15 protein-coding genes are annotated in these 18,743 nt (G+C 45.8%); 14 read left to right on the top strand and 1 reads right to left on the bottom strand.

Annotated elements, in window-relative coordinates; translation table 11 throughout:
• Positions 1 to 132 precede the first annotated feature (132 nt).
• The 8 genes from BUC30_RS04610 to BUC30_RS04575 all read left to right on the top strand — a co-directional run bounded on the left by BUC30_RS04610 (position 133) and on the right by BUC30_RS04575 (position 8,758).
• Positions 133 to 582, top strand: a complete 450-nt coding sequence (locus BUC30_RS04610; protein WP_073423736.1) for a zinc ribbon domain-containing protein — start codon at positions 133 to 135, stop codon at positions 580 to 582.
• Between the two features lie 115 nt (positions 583 to 697).
• Entirely contained in the window at positions 698 to 1,492 is a 795-nt protein-coding gene (locus BUC30_RS04605) for a MetQ/NlpA family ABC transporter substrate-binding protein (protein WP_073423735.1), read from the top strand.
• A 9-nt stretch (positions 1,493 to 1,501) separates the two neighbouring features.
• Positions 1,502 to 2,311 (top strand): methionine ABC transporter ATP-binding protein, encoded by an 810-nt coding sequence (locus BUC30_RS04600; protein WP_014545774.1) that lies wholly within the window; start codon positions 1,502 to 1,504, stop codon positions 2,309 to 2,311.
• Entirely contained in the window at positions 2,308 to 2,994 is a 687-nt protein-coding gene (locus BUC30_RS04595; RefSeq protein WP_073423734.1) for a methionine ABC transporter permease, read from the top strand. The genes BUC30_RS04600 and BUC30_RS04595 overlap by 4 nt, the downstream gene beginning before the upstream one ends.
• A 107-nt stretch (positions 2,995 to 3,101) precedes the next feature.
• On the top strand, positions 3,102 to 4,259 hold the full coding sequence (locus BUC30_RS04590; RefSeq protein ID WP_073423733.1) for a GGDEF domain-containing protein: 1,158 nt from the start codon (positions 3,102 to 3,104) through the stop codon (positions 4,257 to 4,259).
• Positions 4,260 to 4,303: 44 nt separating this feature from the next.
• Positions 4,304 to 5,791, top strand: a complete 1,488-nt coding sequence (locus BUC30_RS04585) for a DEAD/DEAH box helicase (RefSeq protein WP_073423732.1) — start codon at positions 4,304 to 4,306, stop codon at positions 5,789 to 5,791.
• 311 nt (positions 5,792 to 6,102) lie between these two features.
• A complete protein-coding gene (locus tag BUC30_RS04580; protein WP_073423731.1) occupies positions 6,103 to 6,933 on the top strand; it encodes a TIGR02147 family protein in 831 nt (276 codons plus the stop codon).
• A gap of 13 nt (positions 6,934 to 6,946) precedes the next feature.
• Complete coding sequence (locus tag BUC30_RS04575) at positions 6,947 to 8,758, top strand: FISUMP domain-containing protein (RefSeq protein ID WP_073423730.1); 1,812 nt, start codon at positions 6,947 to 6,949, stop codon at positions 8,756 to 8,758.
• Positions 8,759 to 8,903: 145 nt separating this feature from the next.
• Here BUC30_RS04575 and BUC30_RS04570 read toward each other — a convergent pair whose 3' ends face one another.
• A complete protein-coding gene (locus BUC30_RS04570) occupies positions 8,904 to 9,974 on the bottom strand; it encodes a GSCFA domain-containing protein (protein ID WP_244536480.1) in 1,071 nt (356 codons plus the stop codon).
• Positions 9,975 to 10,136: 162 nt separating this feature from the next.
• Between BUC30_RS04570 and BUC30_RS04565 the strand changes: the two genes are divergently transcribed.
• The 6 genes from BUC30_RS04565 (at position 10,137) to BUC30_RS04540 (ending at position 18,610) form a co-directional block, all read left to right on the top strand.
• Positions 10,137 to 10,970, top strand: a complete 834-nt coding sequence (locus tag BUC30_RS04565; RefSeq protein WP_073423728.1) for a TIGR02147 family protein — start codon at positions 10,137 to 10,139, stop codon at positions 10,968 to 10,970.
• A 9-nt stretch (positions 10,971 to 10,979) separates the two neighbouring features.
• A complete protein-coding gene (locus tag BUC30_RS04560; RefSeq protein ID WP_073423727.1) occupies positions 10,980 to 12,575 on the top strand; it encodes an FISUMP domain-containing protein in 1,596 nt (531 codons plus the stop codon).
• Between the two features lie 364 nt (positions 12,576 to 12,939).
• The gene (locus BUC30_RS04555; protein WP_073423726.1) at positions 12,940 to 13,773 is read left to right on the top strand and encodes a TIGR02147 family protein; all 834 of its coding nucleotides are present in this window, start codon (positions 12,940 to 12,942) and stop codon (positions 13,771 to 13,773) included.
• Between the two features lie 8 nt (positions 13,774 to 13,781).
• Positions 13,782 to 15,785, top strand: coding sequence for an FISUMP domain-containing protein (locus BUC30_RS04550; protein WP_073423725.1), 2,004 nt, complete (start codon positions 13,782 to 13,784; stop codon positions 15,783 to 15,785).
• Positions 15,786 to 16,090: 305 nt separating this feature from the next.
• Positions 16,091 to 16,921, top strand: a complete 831-nt coding sequence (locus BUC30_RS04545; protein ID WP_073423724.1) for a TIGR02147 family protein — start codon at positions 16,091 to 16,093, stop codon at positions 16,919 to 16,921.
• Between the two features lie 9 nt (positions 16,922 to 16,930).
• Positions 16,931 to 18,610 (top strand): FISUMP domain-containing protein, encoded by a 1,680-nt coding sequence (locus BUC30_RS04540; protein WP_073423723.1) that lies wholly within the window; start codon positions 16,931 to 16,933, stop codon positions 18,608 to 18,610.
• Positions 18,611 to 18,743: the final 133 nt, after the last annotated feature.

Raw genomic sequence — 18,743 nt, 5'->3', positions numbered from 1 at the left:
TTCTCGGTTGCGCGTCTCTCGTAAAAAAGCAACAGCCTGTTGCTTGCTTTTGCTATAGCTTGGTTCTATATTATACTCGTCAAAAGAAATGATAAACGATTAAAAATATTTTATTTGCAAAAGGAGAATATTATGGAAGTACGAGAAGTTTTGCTTAAGTTGCGCTCGAATCAAAACCTGACCCAGGACCAGATGGCCGAACGCTTGCATGTAACGCGCCAAGCTGTGAGCCGCTGGGAAACTGGCGAAACCCAGCCGAATACCGAAATGCTCAAAGTCATCTCCCGTGAATTCGACGTGTCCATCAACACGTTGCTCGGCGCTCCGCGCCAACTCTTCTGCCAATGCTGCGGAATGCCTCTTAGCGAAGATTCCATGATCAGCCGTGAACCCAGCGGCGAATTCAACGAAGATTATTGCAAGTGGTGTTATACCGATGGTAAGTTTGTTTACAACGACAAGTCGGTCCTCCTCGATTTTCTGCTTTCGCACATGCCCAATCCCGACAATACTCCCGACGCAGAACGCCGCGCCTTTTTCGACAAACACCTCTCGCAACTAAAGCATTGGAAACAAGCGTAAAGCGTTTTGCACAAAATACGTATAGAAAAATCCTATAAAACGCTATAGTTAAATATATCTTGCTGATAACTCTTGCTAATCCTATCTTTTGTGCGAAAAAAATAGGAGAGTAAAAATGAATATCAGTAAGATTATTTTGTCTGTTACTTTTGCCGCTATTGCTGCGTTTTCTGCCGAAGTCATCAAGGTTGGTGCGACTCCGGAGCCGCATGCTTCCATCTTGAACTTGGTTAAGGATGACCTTGCCAAGGCGGGTTATGAACTCAAGGTTGTTGAGTTCACAGATTACGTGACTCCGAACGAGACGCTGGAATCTGGCGAATTAGATGCCAATTACTTCCAGCATTTGCCTTACCTCGAAAGTTTCAATAAAGAAAAGGGAACGCATCTTGTGAATGCGGGCGGCATTCATGTGGAACCTTTCGCACTTTATCCGTCGAAGAATTCCAAGAAAAAGGTCAAATCGCTTGCGGATTTGAAGAAAGGTGCAACGATTGCGATTCCGAACGACCCGACCAACGAAGGGCGCGCCTTGCTTTTGTTGCAGGCTGCTGGCCTTATTAAGCTTGATCCAAAGTCTGGCATCACTGCAACTCCCATTGATATTACCGAGAATCCGAAAAAGCTGAAGTTCAAGGAACTGGAGGCTGCTTCGCTCCCGCGCATTTTGCAGGATGTGGATGCGGCAGCCATCAACGGCAACTATGCGATTCCGGCAGGTCTTAATGCATCGTCTCATGGTTTGTTTGTTGAAAATGCGAGTTCGCCTTACGTGAATGTTATTGCGGTCAAGGCGGGTAACGAGAAGTCTGCAAAGATTCAGGCCTTGGTGAACGCCCTCAAGAGCGAAAAGGTCAAGAATTGGATTAAGGGCAAGTACACCAAGGGCGAAGTGGTTCCCGTTTTTTAGATTGCGTCAATGCAGCTTAGGCTCGAACATCTCAATAAAACATACACGACAAAACGCGCAAGCGTCACGGCAGTCAAGGATGTTTCCCTTGATTTTCCTGATAATTCCATCATCGGCATTATCGGCAAGAGCGGGGCTGGCAAATCTTCGCTGTTGCGGCTTGCGAGTTTGTTAGAAACTCCCGATAGGGGCGAGGTCTATTACGATGGCGTTCGTGTGGACCATTTGCCCAAAAAAGAGCTGAACCGCCGTAGGCTCGAAATCGGAATGATTTTCCAGAATTTTAATTTGTTCAGTTCTCGCACGGCAGGCAAGAATGTGGCGTTCCCGCTGGAACTTGCAGGTTGGAACCGCCGCGATATCGACGCTCGCGTCAAAGAGATGCTTGCGCTTGTGGGCCTTGAAGACCGCGAGAAGTCGCCGATTACAACACTTTCGGGCGGTCAAAAACAGCGCGTGGCGATTGCACGTGCCTTGGCGCCGCGGCCGAACATTCTTTTTTGCGACGAAGCGACGAGTGCGCTCGACCCGCAGACGACTCACGAAATTCTGGACTTGATTAAGAAAATCCACGCAGGAATGAATCTCACAGTGGTGATGATTACGCACCAGATGGAAGTGGTGCGCGATGCTTGCCAATATGTCGCTGTTGTAGACAAAGGTTACGTTATCGAGACGGGTGCGGTGTCGGATGTTTTCCGTTCGCCCAGGCACGAAATCACTCGTGAATTTTTGTCGAACATCCGTCGCGAAGAAATCACAGTGGATTCCGCTATCGCTTATTTGCAGGCTCAAGGTTACGAGGTGAACAAAAGATGAGTCCTATAACAGAACTGGTTTTGCAATCAACTTGGGAAACTGTCGTCATGGTTTTCTTTTCGACGTTGTTCGCGATTCTTCTCGGATTTCCTCTTGGAATTTTCTTATTTGTCACATCCCCGCGCGGTATCGCTCCCAAAATTATTCCGTATCAATTAATTAGCCGTATCGTGAATGTGCTGCGTTCGTTCCCGTTCGTGATTTTGATGATTGTGCTGTTCCCGCTTTCCCGTGTGGTGTTGGGTACGGCGATTGGAACTGAGGCAACGATTATTCCGCTATCCATTGCGGCGGCTCCTTTTATTGCGCGCTTGACCGAAACGGCGTTGAACGAGGTGGACAAGGGCGTAATCCAGGCGGCTGTTGCCATGGGCGCATCCAAACGTCAGGTGGTGCGAAAAGTGTTGATTCCCGAAGCGCTTCCATCGATTATTTCTGGTGTTACTTTGACTATAATTACGCTGATTGGCTATTCGGCGATGGCGGGGGCAATCGGCGGGGGAGGTCTTGGTGATCTAGCCATCCGTTATGGCTACCAGCGTTTCCGTACTGACGTAATGATCGAATCGGTCGTTATCATCATTGCGATGGTGGAGGTTATCCAGTTCCTCGGCAACAAGGCGGCAACTTTGGTGGTGAAATACCCTATCGGGAGTTTTGGACGCCAGAAAAGTCCTAAATAATTTATTGAAACTTCTTTTTTTTTTTGTTGCAAAAAGCGTTTTTCTGCGGAACCCTTATTGCCAAGATTGCCTAATTATAATGTATAATTAGGAAACAGGTTGGAAATATGGAGCCGTTATTTAATCTAGAAAGCATTTATGTTACAAACGTAATCGGGATAGTTCTGATTGCTGTCATGATTGTTTGTAATTTATGGCGTTTCCAGACGCGCAGCCGTGCGGACCAGAATTTGCTATTGATGATGTTCCTTGCTCTCACGAGCTGCATAGCCGACCCGATTTCTTATTCGATGAAGGGCGTGCCCGGCCTTGTTCCAAAGATTGCCGTTTATGCGACGAGTACGTGGCTTTTTGCGGCGAATATGCTTGCAAGCTTTTTCTGGGTGCGATTCCTTTCGTTCCATTTGAATGGTGGAATCCCGCGCCGTTCTAGAATTGTGCTCGACTCAATTGTTGCCGTTGGCATTACTTTGCTCTTGATAAATATCTTTACGCCGATTGTATTTTCTATCGACGAGAACAACCTTTATTCGAGAACTAATCTGTACGCCTTCTTTTTGGTGGTGGATTACCTGTTTGTTGTCTATAGCATTGTGGTGTATCTTAAGGCGCGAGCGAAAGGCGGCATTCTCAAGTTTTTCCCGATTTGGGTTTATATTGCGCCGATCCTTATCGGTGGTATGGTGCAGTCACTTTACTACGGCATTTCTGTGATTCCGACGAGTATCGCCATCTCGATTGCGGGCGTGCTTGCGAGCCTCCAGAACGAGATGATTTACCATGACCAACTGACAGGTCTTTTTAACCGTTCCTATTTGAATTACCTGTTGGACAAACTTACGGACCGGACGAAGTTGAACATTACGGGTATCATGATTGACTTGAATGGGTTCAAGCGTATCAACGATGAATTAGGCCATGCGGTGGGTGACGATGCGTTGGTGATTACAGCCCGAATTCTGAAATCTGCAGTGGGCAACGCAGGTAGTGCTGTTCGCTATGCGGGCGATGAATTTATTATTTTGTTGAATACGCAAGATGACGTTGCAATAGAAAATTGCCTTGCTCGAATCCGCCACTCTTTTGATAAATTCAATAAAGAAACTGACAAACCCTACAAACTTTTTATTTCTGTTGGATTCCACAAGTTCGACATGAAGAACGAAAGTGCGGATGCCTTTATTAACGCTGTTGATGAGCGCATGTACGAGGATAAAGAAGCGTTCTATGCCGCTCATGCTGAAAAGAATCGCCGTAAGCGTTAACTTTTCGAGAGGCGTGAGCCTCTCTTTTTCTATCTTTGCGCAGTATGAAATTTGAAGAACTTCCTTTGGCAAATCCGTTGCAGCGGGCTGTCCGCGCTGTTGGTTACGAAACCCCGACCCCGATTCAAGAACGTTCCATCCCGAGCCTTCTCGAAGGCAAGGATCTCTTGGGAATTGCTCAGACGGGGACTGGTAAGACGGCCGCATTTGCACTCCCGATTTTGCAGCGACTTTTGGATTCCGGGAAGTTCCGTTCTCCCAAAACTTGCCGTGCATTGATTTTGTTGCCGACACGTGAGCTTGCCATCCAAGTGGAAGACTGCTTCAAGGAATATGCGCAGTTCACGGCAATTTCAACGGCGTGTATTTTTGGTGGCGTGAACGACAATCCGCAAAAGCAAAAACTTATTCGCGGTGTCGATGTGCTTGTCGCGACTCCGGGACGTTTGTTGGATTTAATTGGGCAAAAGGCGGTGTCTCTCAAGAAGCTTGAATTCTTTGTGCTCGACGAAGCTGACCGCATGCTCGATATGGGCTTTATCCATGATATCCGCAAGGTTGTAGCGATGCTCCCGCAAGACCGACAGAATTTGTTCTTTAGCGCTACGATGCCGGAAGAAATTTCGAAACTTGCAGCGACGATTTTGCGCCCGAATCCGGTGCGAGTTGAAGTCGCGCCGCAGAGCACTCCGATTGAACGCATTCGTCAGGAACTTTATCGCATTGACAAGCGCCGCAAGGGGGCTCTCCTCAAGGAACTCTTGGCAGAACACCCTGAAATGAAAAAGGTGCTAGTGTTCTGCCGTACAAAGCATGGTGCAGATAAAATTGTGCGTGTGCTCGAAAAGGCGGGTATCAAGTGTGCCGCTATTCATGGGAACAAGAGCCAGAACCGCCGCCAGGAAGCTCTCGGGAATTTCAAGTGCGAACAAATTCGAGTACTTGTGGCAACGGATATTGCAGCACGTGGCATTGACGTGGATGATGTGAGCCATGTGTTCAATTACGACTTGCCGAATGAACATGAAACGTTCGTGCATCGCATTGGCCGTACGGCCCGTGCAGGGAAGGAAGGCGTTGCCATTTCGTTCTGCTCTCCGGACGAAGAATCCGATTTGCGCGGGATTGAAAAGCTTACTCGTGTGAAAATCCCGGAAGGCGACCGGAGCATTTTCGAGAAGCTCCCGCCTCCGCAAAAAGAAACTGCCGAAAGCATGATGCGTAATTCTCGTGGTCGTATGTCCCGCGAAGAAGCTCAGGCCCGCGCTGCGGAAACTCGCAATAAACAAGGTTCGCATAAGGATAATCGCGGTCCTCGCGGTCGCAAGGACAACCGCAATGAAAATCGCGAGAATGCCCGTAATGCAAATGCCGAAAATCCGCAGCGTAACAATGCGCCGCGCAATCCCGAACAAAACGCTCCGGCCGATAACACCCCGAATCCGCAGAACGGCGGTCGCCGTCATCGCCGCAACCGCCCGGGTTCCCGCGCTCGCCGTCGCATGCGCGAATCGCAATCCCAACAGCAGTAAAATATCGCTGCGGGCGCAACGCCCGCGCATTTCCTTTTCATTGTCATCCCGGCCTTGTGCTGGGATCACCATTCCCTATTGGAATAAAAAATCTACAATACATTTGTGTTGTGAAAAATGCTTAAAATTTTATAATATTTTCTAAAATCTTTTAAAACTTTGCAAAAATCAATATTTTGTGTTGTAAATCTATTGCAGTTTTAAAATTTATGTTGTATATTTGATTTCAAGAACGAAACGGACAAAAGAGCCGCAATTCGTTTGTTTTTACGGACCCTGAAAAAATTTAGGGATTGTCGTAAGGAGGAAAAATGAAAGAAATACTAGAATATACGAGCTATCGCCAGTATATTGCGGACTATTACGCCGATAAAAAGGCGAGTTCTGCGTTTACCTGGCAGACGTTCGCTACCGAAGCTGGTTTTTCTTCGCGTGTTTATCTGAAATACGTGAGCGAAGGCCGCTTTAACTTGAGCGATTCGGCGACCGCCCGCGTGGCAGGTGCTATGCGCTTGGTCGATTACGAACGCGAATATTTCACCGAAATGGTCAAGTTCGACCACGCCAAAACGGATGCCGAGAAGAAGTCTGCATTCAACAAAATGCTTGCAATTGCAGACTCCCACAAGGCTAAAATCTTGGAAGGCGATGCGTTCCGCTTTTTCGAAAGCTGGAAAAATCCGGTCATACGTGAACTTGCACCGTCTATGCCTGGCGCAAAACCGCTCGCGATTGCACATGCCTGCCGCCCAGAAATTACCGCCGCCGAAGTCAGCGATGTGCTGAACTTCCTCGTCAAAGGCGGATTCCTGAAAAAAGATGGCGAAGGCAATTACGTACAAACGGAAAAATCCTTGACGACGGGCCCCATGGGGGTAACGCCGCTGGCTGTCCGCACGATGCACCGTCAAATGGGCGAGCTTGCGCTTGAGGCGATTGAAGGCGTTGCTCAGGACAAGCGAAATTTCTCGGGTGTCACGTTCGGCATCACTAAAGAAGGATACGATGAAATCGTGCAAGAAATTGCCGATTGCCGTAAAAAAGTTATCGCCATTGCTCGGAAAAACGCCGCTACAGACGAAGTCTATCGCCTGAACATGCAGCTTTTCCCGCTGACGCAAAAACAAGAATTAAAAAAATAGAGTTGGAGGAATCATGAATTACTCAAAATTTAGCGGACAGTTTGTCTGCAAAATGGCGATGCTGCTCGCCTTTATGTTTGCAGCGTGCTCCGAAACGGATTCAGGAAACAATGTTGCCGGTGGCACCGTCGAAGAAACGGGCGTTTATGCGTTGGCAGGGCAAGTAGGCGATATCTACCCCAAGTTGTTGCAAATGGACGGTTCTGATGGGGCGACAGAAGAATCCCCAAGGTATGAGGGTTCGGTATTTGCGGTTAAGGGATCTGTTATTACTGTTTATGAATTGGACTCTTTAACTTTTGATGAAACCGGTCGCTCATTTGTTGATTCAGTTGATGATGAAGGACGCTTTGCGTTTGACTCGCTAGCTCTAAATAGTCCGTATGTGCTGATTGAGAAGCGAGAACCTTATGATTCTGTTAGTGTACGTGTGGACTTAGGGAATGCAAAACTTGATACCACTGTTAAATACAGGACATTTAAATCTGTTATTGATTTGCGAAAAACTCAAAGTGTAAGTGTGAACTCATTGACTAGCGCGAAAATTCCGCTTTTGCGAGAATTTATTGCGGATGGAAAAACTTTTGAAGAAGCGAACCGAATGGCAGAACGCGAAATTCTTGAAGGTTTCGGCATATACGAGGATCTAGGCGCGTTTGAAACATTGAATGAGGAAAAATCAGAACTGCCTTATGTAAGTGCTTTGATGTGGTATGATGATCTTAATCTTCGATTTTATATTGAAAGGGAAGAAAAATTCATCTTGTATGCATCTCCTAAAAATTTTGTTGGAAAGGGCAAGTTGGTGGAACGGTATTATAAGAATTCTTTGAAAATGATTGATTATGAAATTGGTTATGCGGCTAAATTAAATGGCTTGGAACAGTGTACGGAATCTCGTGAAAATGATGTCGGTAAGATAAAGGGCCGAGAGAACGGAACATTTTTTGATGTTGTGTGTCGTTCTGGGAGATGGACTATGGGATTTAAATCGATAGAACATACAAATGGAACGATGGTGGATAATCGTGACGGAAAAGAGTACAAGACTGTGACATATAATTGGGGCGATGGTACGCAGACTTGGATGGCTGAAAATCTTGATTTTACGGATGTTGATGGTGTGTCTTGTGTGCAGAGTTTGGGTGAACCGGACTGCGAATTGTATGGACGTGAGTATCCGTGGCTTGCCGCAATGAAAATAAATTTCGATGATTTGAAAGTGTATTCTGTAAGTGCAAAAGGTGATACGGCACTTATGACAAAAGAATGCGTGGATGCGTTTTGGCTGGAAGAAAATCCTTGCGATACTTTGTTTTTTGATGTGGTGGACTCCTCGAATGGCGACACGTATTATAGAAATTGGTACTCGAATTTTGCGGATATTGTAGAGAAATCGGAAGTAAACTCTTATCAAGGAATTTGTCCAGATGGCTGGAGGATTCCGACATCGGATGACTGGGCTTCTTTGCTTCGTCATTTTGGAGGGCTGTATGGCGTTGATTATAGTGATGTAATACCTGTTCTTTACGATGAAGTGGCGACCGGTTTTGGCCTGAATAGCTCGGTCTTGCTGTCGTATGATGATCTCTTTAATGTGGTACGCTATAGGAGAGGTTCTTTTTATAATAGCTTCCTAGTTGTTGATGATCCTTGGTTTGTTGTGGAACTATTTAATAATGATAGATCTGGATTCGGACTTGATGGCGCTTCTTCTGGTAAGCATGCTTTTGTGTACAAGCTTGAAAAATACTCGAATGATACGGATATTGGGAATCCTTATGAACCGTATGGCTCAGCTTCTGTCCGTTGCATCAAGAATTAAGAATAATCAATAATAAGGAGGAAAAGGGAAGGCGGGCTTTGGCCCGCCTTCTTTTCATCTCGTCATCCTGAGGGCGTAAGCCCGATATATGAAACTAGGCTCTTTAGAGCCTTAGTTGAATTAGGTTCGTAGGAGCAGGATCCAGTTATTTCTCATTATTGAGTTTCAGCCCGGTAATTTCTTTCTCGAGTTCGGCGGCTTGCGCGGCGAGTTTTTGCGCAAATTCTCTTGAAGCAGGTGACTGCGAATCGACAATACGATGGTTCGCCATTTTCATGAACTTTTCCACCTTGCGGATGTCTTCGCGCGTTTTCTCGCTGCAATACGTTTCTGCCATGCGCTCGAAAATGTAGCCTTCCGCCGTCTTTGACAAATGAATCATGTCATCATCGTAAAAACGATAGTCGCGCAGCTCGTCCATCACGATCTCGTAACTCGGAAAATAACTGATAGTCGTCGCGGGTTCCGTGACAATCTCTCTGATGACCTTCTCTATCGCTAACTGCAATGTCGCTTTTGAAAGCGTGTTTTCATGAGCGCCGTCGCTTAAATGCCTTAACGGTGAAACCGTAAAGACTATGTGAAGGTCGCGATTCTCGCCGATCCTGTCGCATTTTATTTTCAGCAAATCGTGCACAATGCTTTTCAACGCTTCGGCTGCGTGGTCCACGGAAATCATCTTGCGAATAAACAGGTTTGGATTTTGCCGATGGCAATTTGAAACGGCAACCCCGTTTTCTCTCAAAAAGTACACGAACGCAGTTCCGAGCGTGATGAACACTGTATCGGCTTTCTGCAAAAACTCTCGTGCATTAGCGGTCGTTTCGTTCAATTTTGCGATACACTCTTCACGAGTTGCGGCGGAAAGTGAACCGTGCGTGTCCCAGCAGTGCCAGAGGCCGCGAATCTCATTGCCGTTTTCCGAAACGCCCAATCGCGTATCCTGAAAAACGTCCGCTTCTCCAAAAATTTTCCCGTTCGCAATAGCCTTGATCTGCATTGCCGCTGAGAGCGGGTTGTAAACCGTTCCGAACGGATTTGCCAAAACGTTGAATTTCCGCGATGCAAACTGCGCCGAAATATTGTCAGCGAAACACGACCCGAAAAACGCGAGCCTAGAATTGTAGTCAATCTGCCAACCGGCAGCCGGAATATTGATTTTCGTGAAAAAGTCCATGAAGTAAATATAGTAGGTTATTTCTACAATATTCTTCATATTGTGAAATTCTATAATTTTTCTAATTACTTTTAAAATCTTTAAAATTATTGTAAAAATCAATAAAATATATTGTAAAACTATTGATTTTTGAAAATTTATGAGCTATATTTAGATTAACAACGAACGATCCGACAAAGAGATTGTTTGTTAGGAGGAAAAATGAAAGATATACTTGAATATACGGACTACCGCCAGTATATCGCAGATTACTACGCCGATCGAAAGGCGAAGACTGCGTTTTCTTGGCAGGAGTTCGCTAAAACGGCGGGTTTCTCTTCGCCGGTCTACCTTAAATACGTGAGCGAAGGCCGCTTCAACTTGAGCGAAGAAGCTGCCGTGCGCACGGCGAAGTCCATGCATCTTGCGGATTTCGAATGCGCGTTCTTTGTCGAAATGGTCAAGTTCGATCATGCGAAGAACGATGATGAAAAGCGGGCGGCGTTCAGCAAAATGATTTCGATTGCGGATGCGAACAAGGCGAAAATCCTGGAAGGCGAATCGTTCCGCTTTTTCGCAGACTGGAAGAATCCGGTGCTCCGTGAACTTGCTCCCGCCATGCCCGGCGCAAAGCCATTGGCGCTCGCTCATGCCTGCCGCCCGGAGATCTCTGCTGCCGAAGTCAGCGAATCGCTGAACTTTCTGGTCAAGGCGGATTTGCTCAAAAAAGACAAGGACGGCAATTACGCACAAACGGATAAAGTCGTAACGACCGGCCCGATGGACGTTACACCGCTAGCGGTTCGCGGAATGCACCGCCAGATGGGCGAGTTCGCGCTCGACGCTATCGAGAGCGTGCCGCAGGACGAACGCCATTTTTCGGGCCTTACGCTTGGTATTACCCGCGAAGCGTACGAAGAAATCGTGCAGAGAATTGCCGAGTTCCGCAAGGACATCATCGCGATTGCGACACGTAAACCTGCGACAGACGAAGTCTATCGCTTGAACGTGCAGTTCTTCCCGATGACAAACAAAAGTTTAAACAAAAAGGACTAGGAGGAAACTATGAAAAACTTGAATCGTAACACGCTTGTGCGTGATTTTATCGGGGCGGCGTTCTGCTTGACGATGGCGTTTGCTCTTCTTATGATATATTCGGGTTGCTCCGAAGACAGTTCTCCGATAAACGGTGCCCATGGCGGAGCCGCCGAAGAACAAGGTGTGTATGCCAGTCTGGAAAACTTGACGATTTCCGGGATGGCCAAAATAGCTTTGGCAAACCAAGGCGGAGGACTCCCACAGATTGACATGCGGGGTCTTGAAATAGGAACCGTGATTACCCTTTATGAACTTGATTCAATATCATTCACAAATACAGGCGTCGTACTTAAAGATACCATCGTGAATGACAGCGGAGACTTCTCGTTCCAGAATGTGACCTTGACAAGTCCATACATCCTTATTACGGCAGAAAGGCCTTTTCCTGAAACCGAATACGCCTATAGCGTCTTTGCCGATGTACGCGATACGGGAAAAGTACAAATTAACGTATTGACACATCTGGAGGCCCTGCGCTCCCTGCATCTTGTGAAAACGGGAATTGGATTTTCACAAGCAAAGCAACAGGCTAGAACAGAAATCTTGAACGCTTTTGGCATCTATGGATTGTCTGATAATATCATGAACGAAGACCCCATGGAATATACGGCATTGATTTATGCGTTATCCGTTGTCTTGCCTACGTATGACCATAAAGGGATATATCCTGAAAGCTTGATATTTGGAGGTGAACCTCTCGAAATGCTTTTTGACGCTATTGCCGAGTATGGCTCGTTCCACAATATTGATGCATCTGTGGATTCGGGTTTCGTGGACATCGTTAACGCCAATATCAGCCTTGTGCAACTTACCTTAGCTACCCCGTATGAATACTTCGAACAAACTGGAGAAGAAGGAGTTCGTTTTTACAGGACAGAACAACGTGTGGTAGAATATTTTGCAAATATGCTGTCTGTTGTATTTGGTATTGGACGCTGCGACCAAGCTCGCGAAGGAGAAACTTTCAACGCACCTAAACCAGATTATCATCAATCCTGTATTGCAGATTACGGCTTGGTTTGCCGCTCAGGAAGCTGGCGGATAACGATGGTCGAAAAGGAACATACCGAAGGAACGATGACAGATGCGCGCGATGGACGACTTTACAAGACGGTTACGATTAATGTGGGCGGAGCGCAGCAAACTTGGATGGCAGAAAATCTGAGATTCGATGCACAAGAAGGTTCGTCGTGTAATGAAAAATGGAGCATAGTCGAAGGCTGCTACTATTCGAACGAAGCTTTGATGGATAACGTGTGTCCTGATGGATGGAGAGTGCCTAAATCAACCGATTGGGAGACACTCTTGTCATCTGTACGAGATTATTATGCCGTTCCCGAAGGCACCGTGCAGTTTTACCTGTTTGACATGGCGGATTTAGGAAATCCCGTGGGTTTTGGATTGAAGGTACAAGTTGGTTCTTATACAACAAGATTGGCGATAGATCCGGATGAAGACATTGGAGAAACGGACGTCAAAAACAGCGTCTATTTATCTCTAGTGGAGGGATATGGATTTTCAGAGTCCTCAGAAAGGCTGCCAGTCCGCTGCATCAAAAACTAAACCATTTAAAATCGCATAAAAATTATTTGTTAGGAGGAAAAGGGAAGACGGGCATCGGCCCGCCTTTCTTTTTTTTGCGCTGTCATCCCGGCCTTGTGCCGGGATCGGCGTTCTTGTTTTGCTTTGTCATCTTGAGCGAAGTCGAAGGATCTAGTAAGGTTTTGTAATTATGGATTATTAACTTTATTTGTATTATGTATATATGCTAAAATTTTTAATGAATAATGAAAATTGCTTAAATTTTACTAAAAACACTAAAAATTTATGATAAAACTATTGACTTTTTAAAATTTGTGATTTATATTTGATTCTGTAAACGGCACGGACCTGTAAGTCGAGATGCTGTTTACGTTAGGAGGAAACAATGAAAGATATACTAGAATACACTAGTTATCGTCAGTATATTGCTGATTACTATGCCGACAAAAAGGCGAAATCCGCATTCACTTGGCAGGAATTCACGCGAGCGGCGGGATTCTCTTCGCCAGTTCATCTGAAGTATGCGAGCGAAGGCAAGCTCAACTTGAGCGATGCGGCCGCGCTGCGCGTGGCGCAGGCCATGCATCTTGCCGGCTACGAACAAGATTACTTTTGCGAAATGGTCAGGTTTGACAACGCAAAAACGGACGCCGAGAAAAAAGATGCTTTTGGCAAAATGCTTTCAATTGCAGATTCTGTCAAGGCTAAAATTATAGAAGGCGATTCATTCCGCTATTTTGAAAGCTGGAAAAATCCGGTACTCCGTGAACTTGCCCCTGCGATGCCCGGTGCAAAGCCACTTGCGCTTGCACGTGCCTGCCGCCCCGAAATTACGGCCGCTGAAGTGACTGAAACGTTGAATTTTCTCGTCAAGGCGGGCTTGCTCCAAAAAGATAAAGACGGAAATTACAAACAGACCGAAAGAGGCGTGACAACGGGACCGATGGAGGTGACTCCGATTGCGGTTCGTGAAATGCACCGCCAGATGGGCGAGTTTGCTTTGGATGCCATAGAGGGCGTCGCTCAAGATGAACGCCATTTCTCTGGTCTTACGCTCGGTATCACGCGTGAAGCCTACGAAAAAATTGTTCAGGAAATAGCTGAATTTCGCAAGAGGATTATTACGATTGCGACGCAAGATAGCGGTATGGACGAAGTCTACCGTTTAAATGTGCAGCTCTTTCCGATGACAAACAAAAGTATTAATAAAAAAGGTTAGGAGGAAACATGAATTACTCTAAATTCAGCGGGCTGGTTGCCTGCAAAATGGCTATGCTGCTGGCCTTTATGTTTGCGGCTTGTTCTGATGAACCTAGCGTTTCTCCGCTTGCGCAAGACGGCGGCTACACGGAAGAACAAGGTGTCTATGCCTTGGCGGGTCGCGTGGGCGATGTGGTTCCCAAAGTGATGGACTTGAAAGGGCATGATTCGGTGCCCGAAAGTAATGACGGTTATTTGAATGCTGCAAAAGGAACGGTCGTGATTATTCAAGAATTGGACCCGCTTACGCTTGATCCAACGGGGCGTACTTTTACGGATACAATTGATAATGATGAAGGTCGGTTTGAATTGCTGGATTCGTCTTTGGCAAGCCCGTATGTGTTAATTGGAATTCAAGATTCTTGCATTGCGTTTGATTGTCATGAACGTGGTGTTTGGGGGTCTTCGTCATATCCTGAATTTCGTGATGTTCCGTGTGATTATGACGCTTTGATCGCTGAAGATTCCTCCTGGGCGGCGGCTTTGCCCTCTAGCTGTGGGGTTTTGGATTCCACGATGTATCCTGTACCTTTGAATGCTGTTGTCGATGTACGAAAAAATCGTGAAATTAGCATTAATTCGTTAACTTATATGAAAACTCCGCTGTTGAAAAAATATTTCGCAGAGGGGATGTCTTTTGATGATGCCAGTAAAAAAGCAGAAAGTGAAATTCTTGGAAATTATGGTGTCTATGAAGATTTAGGAAGCTTTGAAGATGCTAAGAGCGTTAGGGGCGAATTGTCTTATGTAATAAAAATGATGGGTGATATAGTTCGTTGGGAATCTGGAATTATAGACGATTTGCCGTATAATATTGAATATTATTATTATGGCGTTTCTCCTGCTATGGTTGCCACTTTGGGTTCTGCTGCGGAAAAGACTTATGAGAATACGGTCAAAACTCTTGTGTACGAAATAGGCTATTACGCGCGTTTGCGTGATATTGGTCGATGCACGGACTCTCGAGAGAACGATACAAGCCGTATTGATAGAGCTTCGATTGTATGCCATTCGGGTAAATGGGTGCCGGGAAAAAAGAAAGTCGATTATACAACGGGTTCTATGGTTGATGATCGAAATGGCAAAACTTATAAGACTGTGACGTATAATTGGGGTAACGTTACGCAAACTTGGATGGCTGAGAATCTCAATTTTGTTGATAGTGTTTCTGCAAACGTCAATGGTGTTGCGAATAATTTGCCGGGGAATACGAGATGCTGGAATGGAGACCCGTCATGTGAATTGTTTGGACGCTTTTATACGTGGCGCGCTGCGGTAAACGTGGATTGGGCTTCCTTGGCGATGACGTCTGTTGTGCTTGATTTTGTGGAGGTTGATGGAAATACGGTAGATTCTTTGAAAGAAGTACTTGTTGAAGAAGCTTGCTTGCCTGAAAGATTTTATGAAACTGAAGGAATATTCTATCATAAATATCCTGGAGATTTCCGTGAGGGTCCGGACGTTGCGTATGAATATTGTTCGCAAAAATCGTCTACGGGTGAATGCTTGTATCTTGATACGGCTGCTAATGTTTATGAGTATTGCTCTAGACGATATTGGAGGGAATGCCGTATGGATTTGTCTGGTTTGGTTACTCCATCGAAGCCAGCAAATCATCAGGGTGTGTGCCCAGATGGATGGAGGATTCCTAATAAGGAAGATTGGAATATCTTGTCTGAAAATATTAAAAGCTTAGGTGCTGCGCTTGAAGATGAAGGAAGTGGTTTTGCTTTTGTGAAACCGAGGACGAGGAATCGTGTTGAATCGAATGGACCGGAGTGGAATCTTGATGTTGGAACCATCCATGACGGGGCTAGGTTTGCTTCGATTCCTGATGCGGAAATTCCTGTAGGAGGACCATCGCTGTACTATTATATCGCAGATGGCTTTGTGCCAGAATGGGGTGAAAATGGAAATGTTCCTTTTTATGCTCCGAACACGGAGGTTGTTGTCCGCTGCATCAAAAATTGATTCTTCCGACGTAACATGGGCGATTTTTGTTGGGAGAGGCAATAAGGTGAGGAGGAAAAGGGAAGACGGGGTTCGCCCCGCCTTCTTTTTTATCAGTCATTGTTTCTAGCGTTCGTTGTTTTATTTTGTTTATATCCTTAAAATTGATAGATTTTTATATAATATTTTTAAAAATGCCTAAATTTATTTAAAAACATGAATTATTTATCATGAAACTATTGACTTTTTAAATTTTGTAGGCTATATTTCAAATTGGAAACAACACGGGTCTTCGGACCAAGAGGCTGTTTTGTTTGGAGGAAACAATGAAGGATGTACTAGAGTACACAAACTATCACCAATACATCGCGGATTACTATGCCGAGAAAAAGGCGAAATCCTCGTTTACTTGGCAAACTTTTACGCGAGCGGCTGGTTTTTCGTCGCCAGTGTTCCTTAAATACGTGAGCGAAGGCCGCTCTAACTTAAGCGAAGAAACTGCAGGGCAAGTTGCGTTCGCGATGGGTCTTGTAAATTACGAGCTGGATTATTTTTGCGAAATGGTCAAGTTCGACCATGCCAAAACGGACGAAGAGAAAAAGTCCATTTTCAACAAAATGCTTGCCATCGCCGACATCCACAAGGTGAGAATCCTTGAGGGGGATTCCTTCCGCTATTTCAATAGCTGGAAAAATCCGGTGCTCCGTGAACTAGCTCCAGCCATGCCGGGGGCAAAACCGCTTGCGCTTGCTAAAGCTTGCCGACCGGATATTACCGCCGCCGAAGTCAGCGAATCGCTGAGCTTTCTGGTCAAGGCGAATTTGCTGCAAAAAGACGAAAATGGCAATTACGTACAGACTGAAAAATCCGTAACGACAGGACCAATGGATGTGACTCCTGTGGCAGTTCGCGGGATGCATCGCAAGATGGGTGAGTTTGCTCTTGATGCTATTGAAGGTGTGCCGCAAGATGAACGCCATTTTTCTGGCCTCACGCTCGGTATCACGCAATCTGCCTACGATGAAATTGTTGAAGAAATCGCCGCATTTCGCAAACGCATCATAGCGATTGCCACGCGCGATGACGAAACGGACGAGGTCTACCGACTGAACGTTCAGTTCTTTCCGTTGACAAAAAAGAGTGTTAAAAAGGGTTAGGAGGATATCATGTTTTTAAATAAAATAAACATTGCCATCGCTACGTTGTTTGCTGTAGCGCTTGCCGGTTGTTCTTTGGGCGGTTCCACCGAAGAAACTTGCGATTTAGGCGGATCATCTGAGGAACCAGGCATCCAGGCGTTGCTCCCGAATGTATTTGTCTCGGGTAGCGCAAAATTGATTGCGCGTAATGTTGAAAGTTCTGAAGTCGTCGATAGCTCTGCTATGGGTACGTGGAGCATCTCTGCCAAAAAAGGAACCATCATAAGGATGGCTGAATTGGATTCAGTGACTTTGGACACGACAGGCGTGTTTTATTATGCCAAGTGCCAGGGGTATAATGGCGAATTCAGTTTTGACAGTGTTTCGTTGAATAGTCCGTATGTCATGCTTGAAATAGCGCCGTATGTAGAGGACGGTTATTGGAAATGGGACGGAACATGGTCTTTCGATGAGTATAATGAAAATTGGGGAGAGTACACCATAACCTATAGCGCAATCGTTGATGTGCGGGATTCTGGTGGCGTTGATATCAACATCATGACTTATTTGGAAATATCTCGTTTACGTTACCTTGTTCGCCATGGAATGAGCTTTGCGACTGCAAAGCAACAAGCGGATCGCGAAATTCTTGAATCCTTGGGCTTGCCGGATGGTGTCTTTTCTTTCGACGATGGCTCCTATCTGAAAAAGCCGAAATATGAAACCGCGATGCTTTATATGAATGCGTTTATAATTTGCTGGTTGAGGAAAAGTTCTCCTTTGATCATCGCGGATGCTTTTGGAACATCGGGAACGCTTACATCGGTAGATTCGATAAGGGATTATTTTGCGGCGAGTGCTTATTCGTTCAGAACTGGTATGAGTGCCGGTTATGGGAATTCTGCATTTTTGGATGGTTTCTTGGCGACCCTTTATGGGCTTGGAAAATGTACGCCGGAACTGGAGGGGCATACCGAGGAACTCCCGTGTGAATCCAGGCTATTTAAGGACATTACGTGTGTGTCGGGAGCGTGGACTATTTTGGATAAGAATACCCCGGAACAGCTGGAAGAAGCTTTCTCCATTACGAAAGGGACGATGACGGATGCTCGCGATGGAAAAGTCTATAAGACGGTAACGTACAGTTTCGAGGGTTCAACTTATACCTGGCTTGCTGAAAACCTGAGGTATAGCGATTCGCTTATTCAGCCTGTTTTGGGAATTGATTCGGCTTTCTTTGTTAAAAATCAGGGCCGCGATGGTGAATTTGAAGAATACATCAATTCGCGTGATTCCTCGTATTGGGAAACTTATGCGGGATACGCTGTTTCTGACGTCATTGGTGGCGATTCGATTGTGATGGAAAATGGACGTTTCCAGGGGCTTTGCCCGGACGGGTGGCATATCCCGACACGTAAGGAATGGTCTCGTGTGTTTTACTTTGCTGAAAAAGAAAGTGGTGAATGTTATTCCCATGATTGCAGAGAACAATTTGAGGTGTATGAGGGCTTTGGATGGTATGCCTCTAGGTATTTGCACCAGATTGGATTTGGCGATATCACTATGGAATACATGACATTCTTGCAACAGGATGAAGCGGGTTCTTGGTCTGTGTGGTCGTTTACAATGGATAACTGGAAACCGTATGATTACCGAGTGTCCGATGATCCGGATGTGCGTATAAGTATCCGATGCGTCAAAAATTAAAGGAGGTTGTTATGACAGGTGTAACATCAGAAGAATCAGATATCCTTGCCTAGACGTGAATTTGCTTTGGGAGGATAGGAAAAGAGAGGAGGAAAAGGAGGAGGCGGGCTTCGGTCTGCCTCCTTTTTTTGAG

Origin of the sequence: Fibrobacter sp. UWB7 (assembly GCF_900142945.1) — a bacterium.
Taxonomy (GTDB): domain Bacteria; phylum Fibrobacterota; class Fibrobacteria; order Fibrobacterales; family Fibrobacteraceae; genus Fibrobacter.
This window is presented reverse-complemented; position numbering and strand designations above follow the sequence as displayed.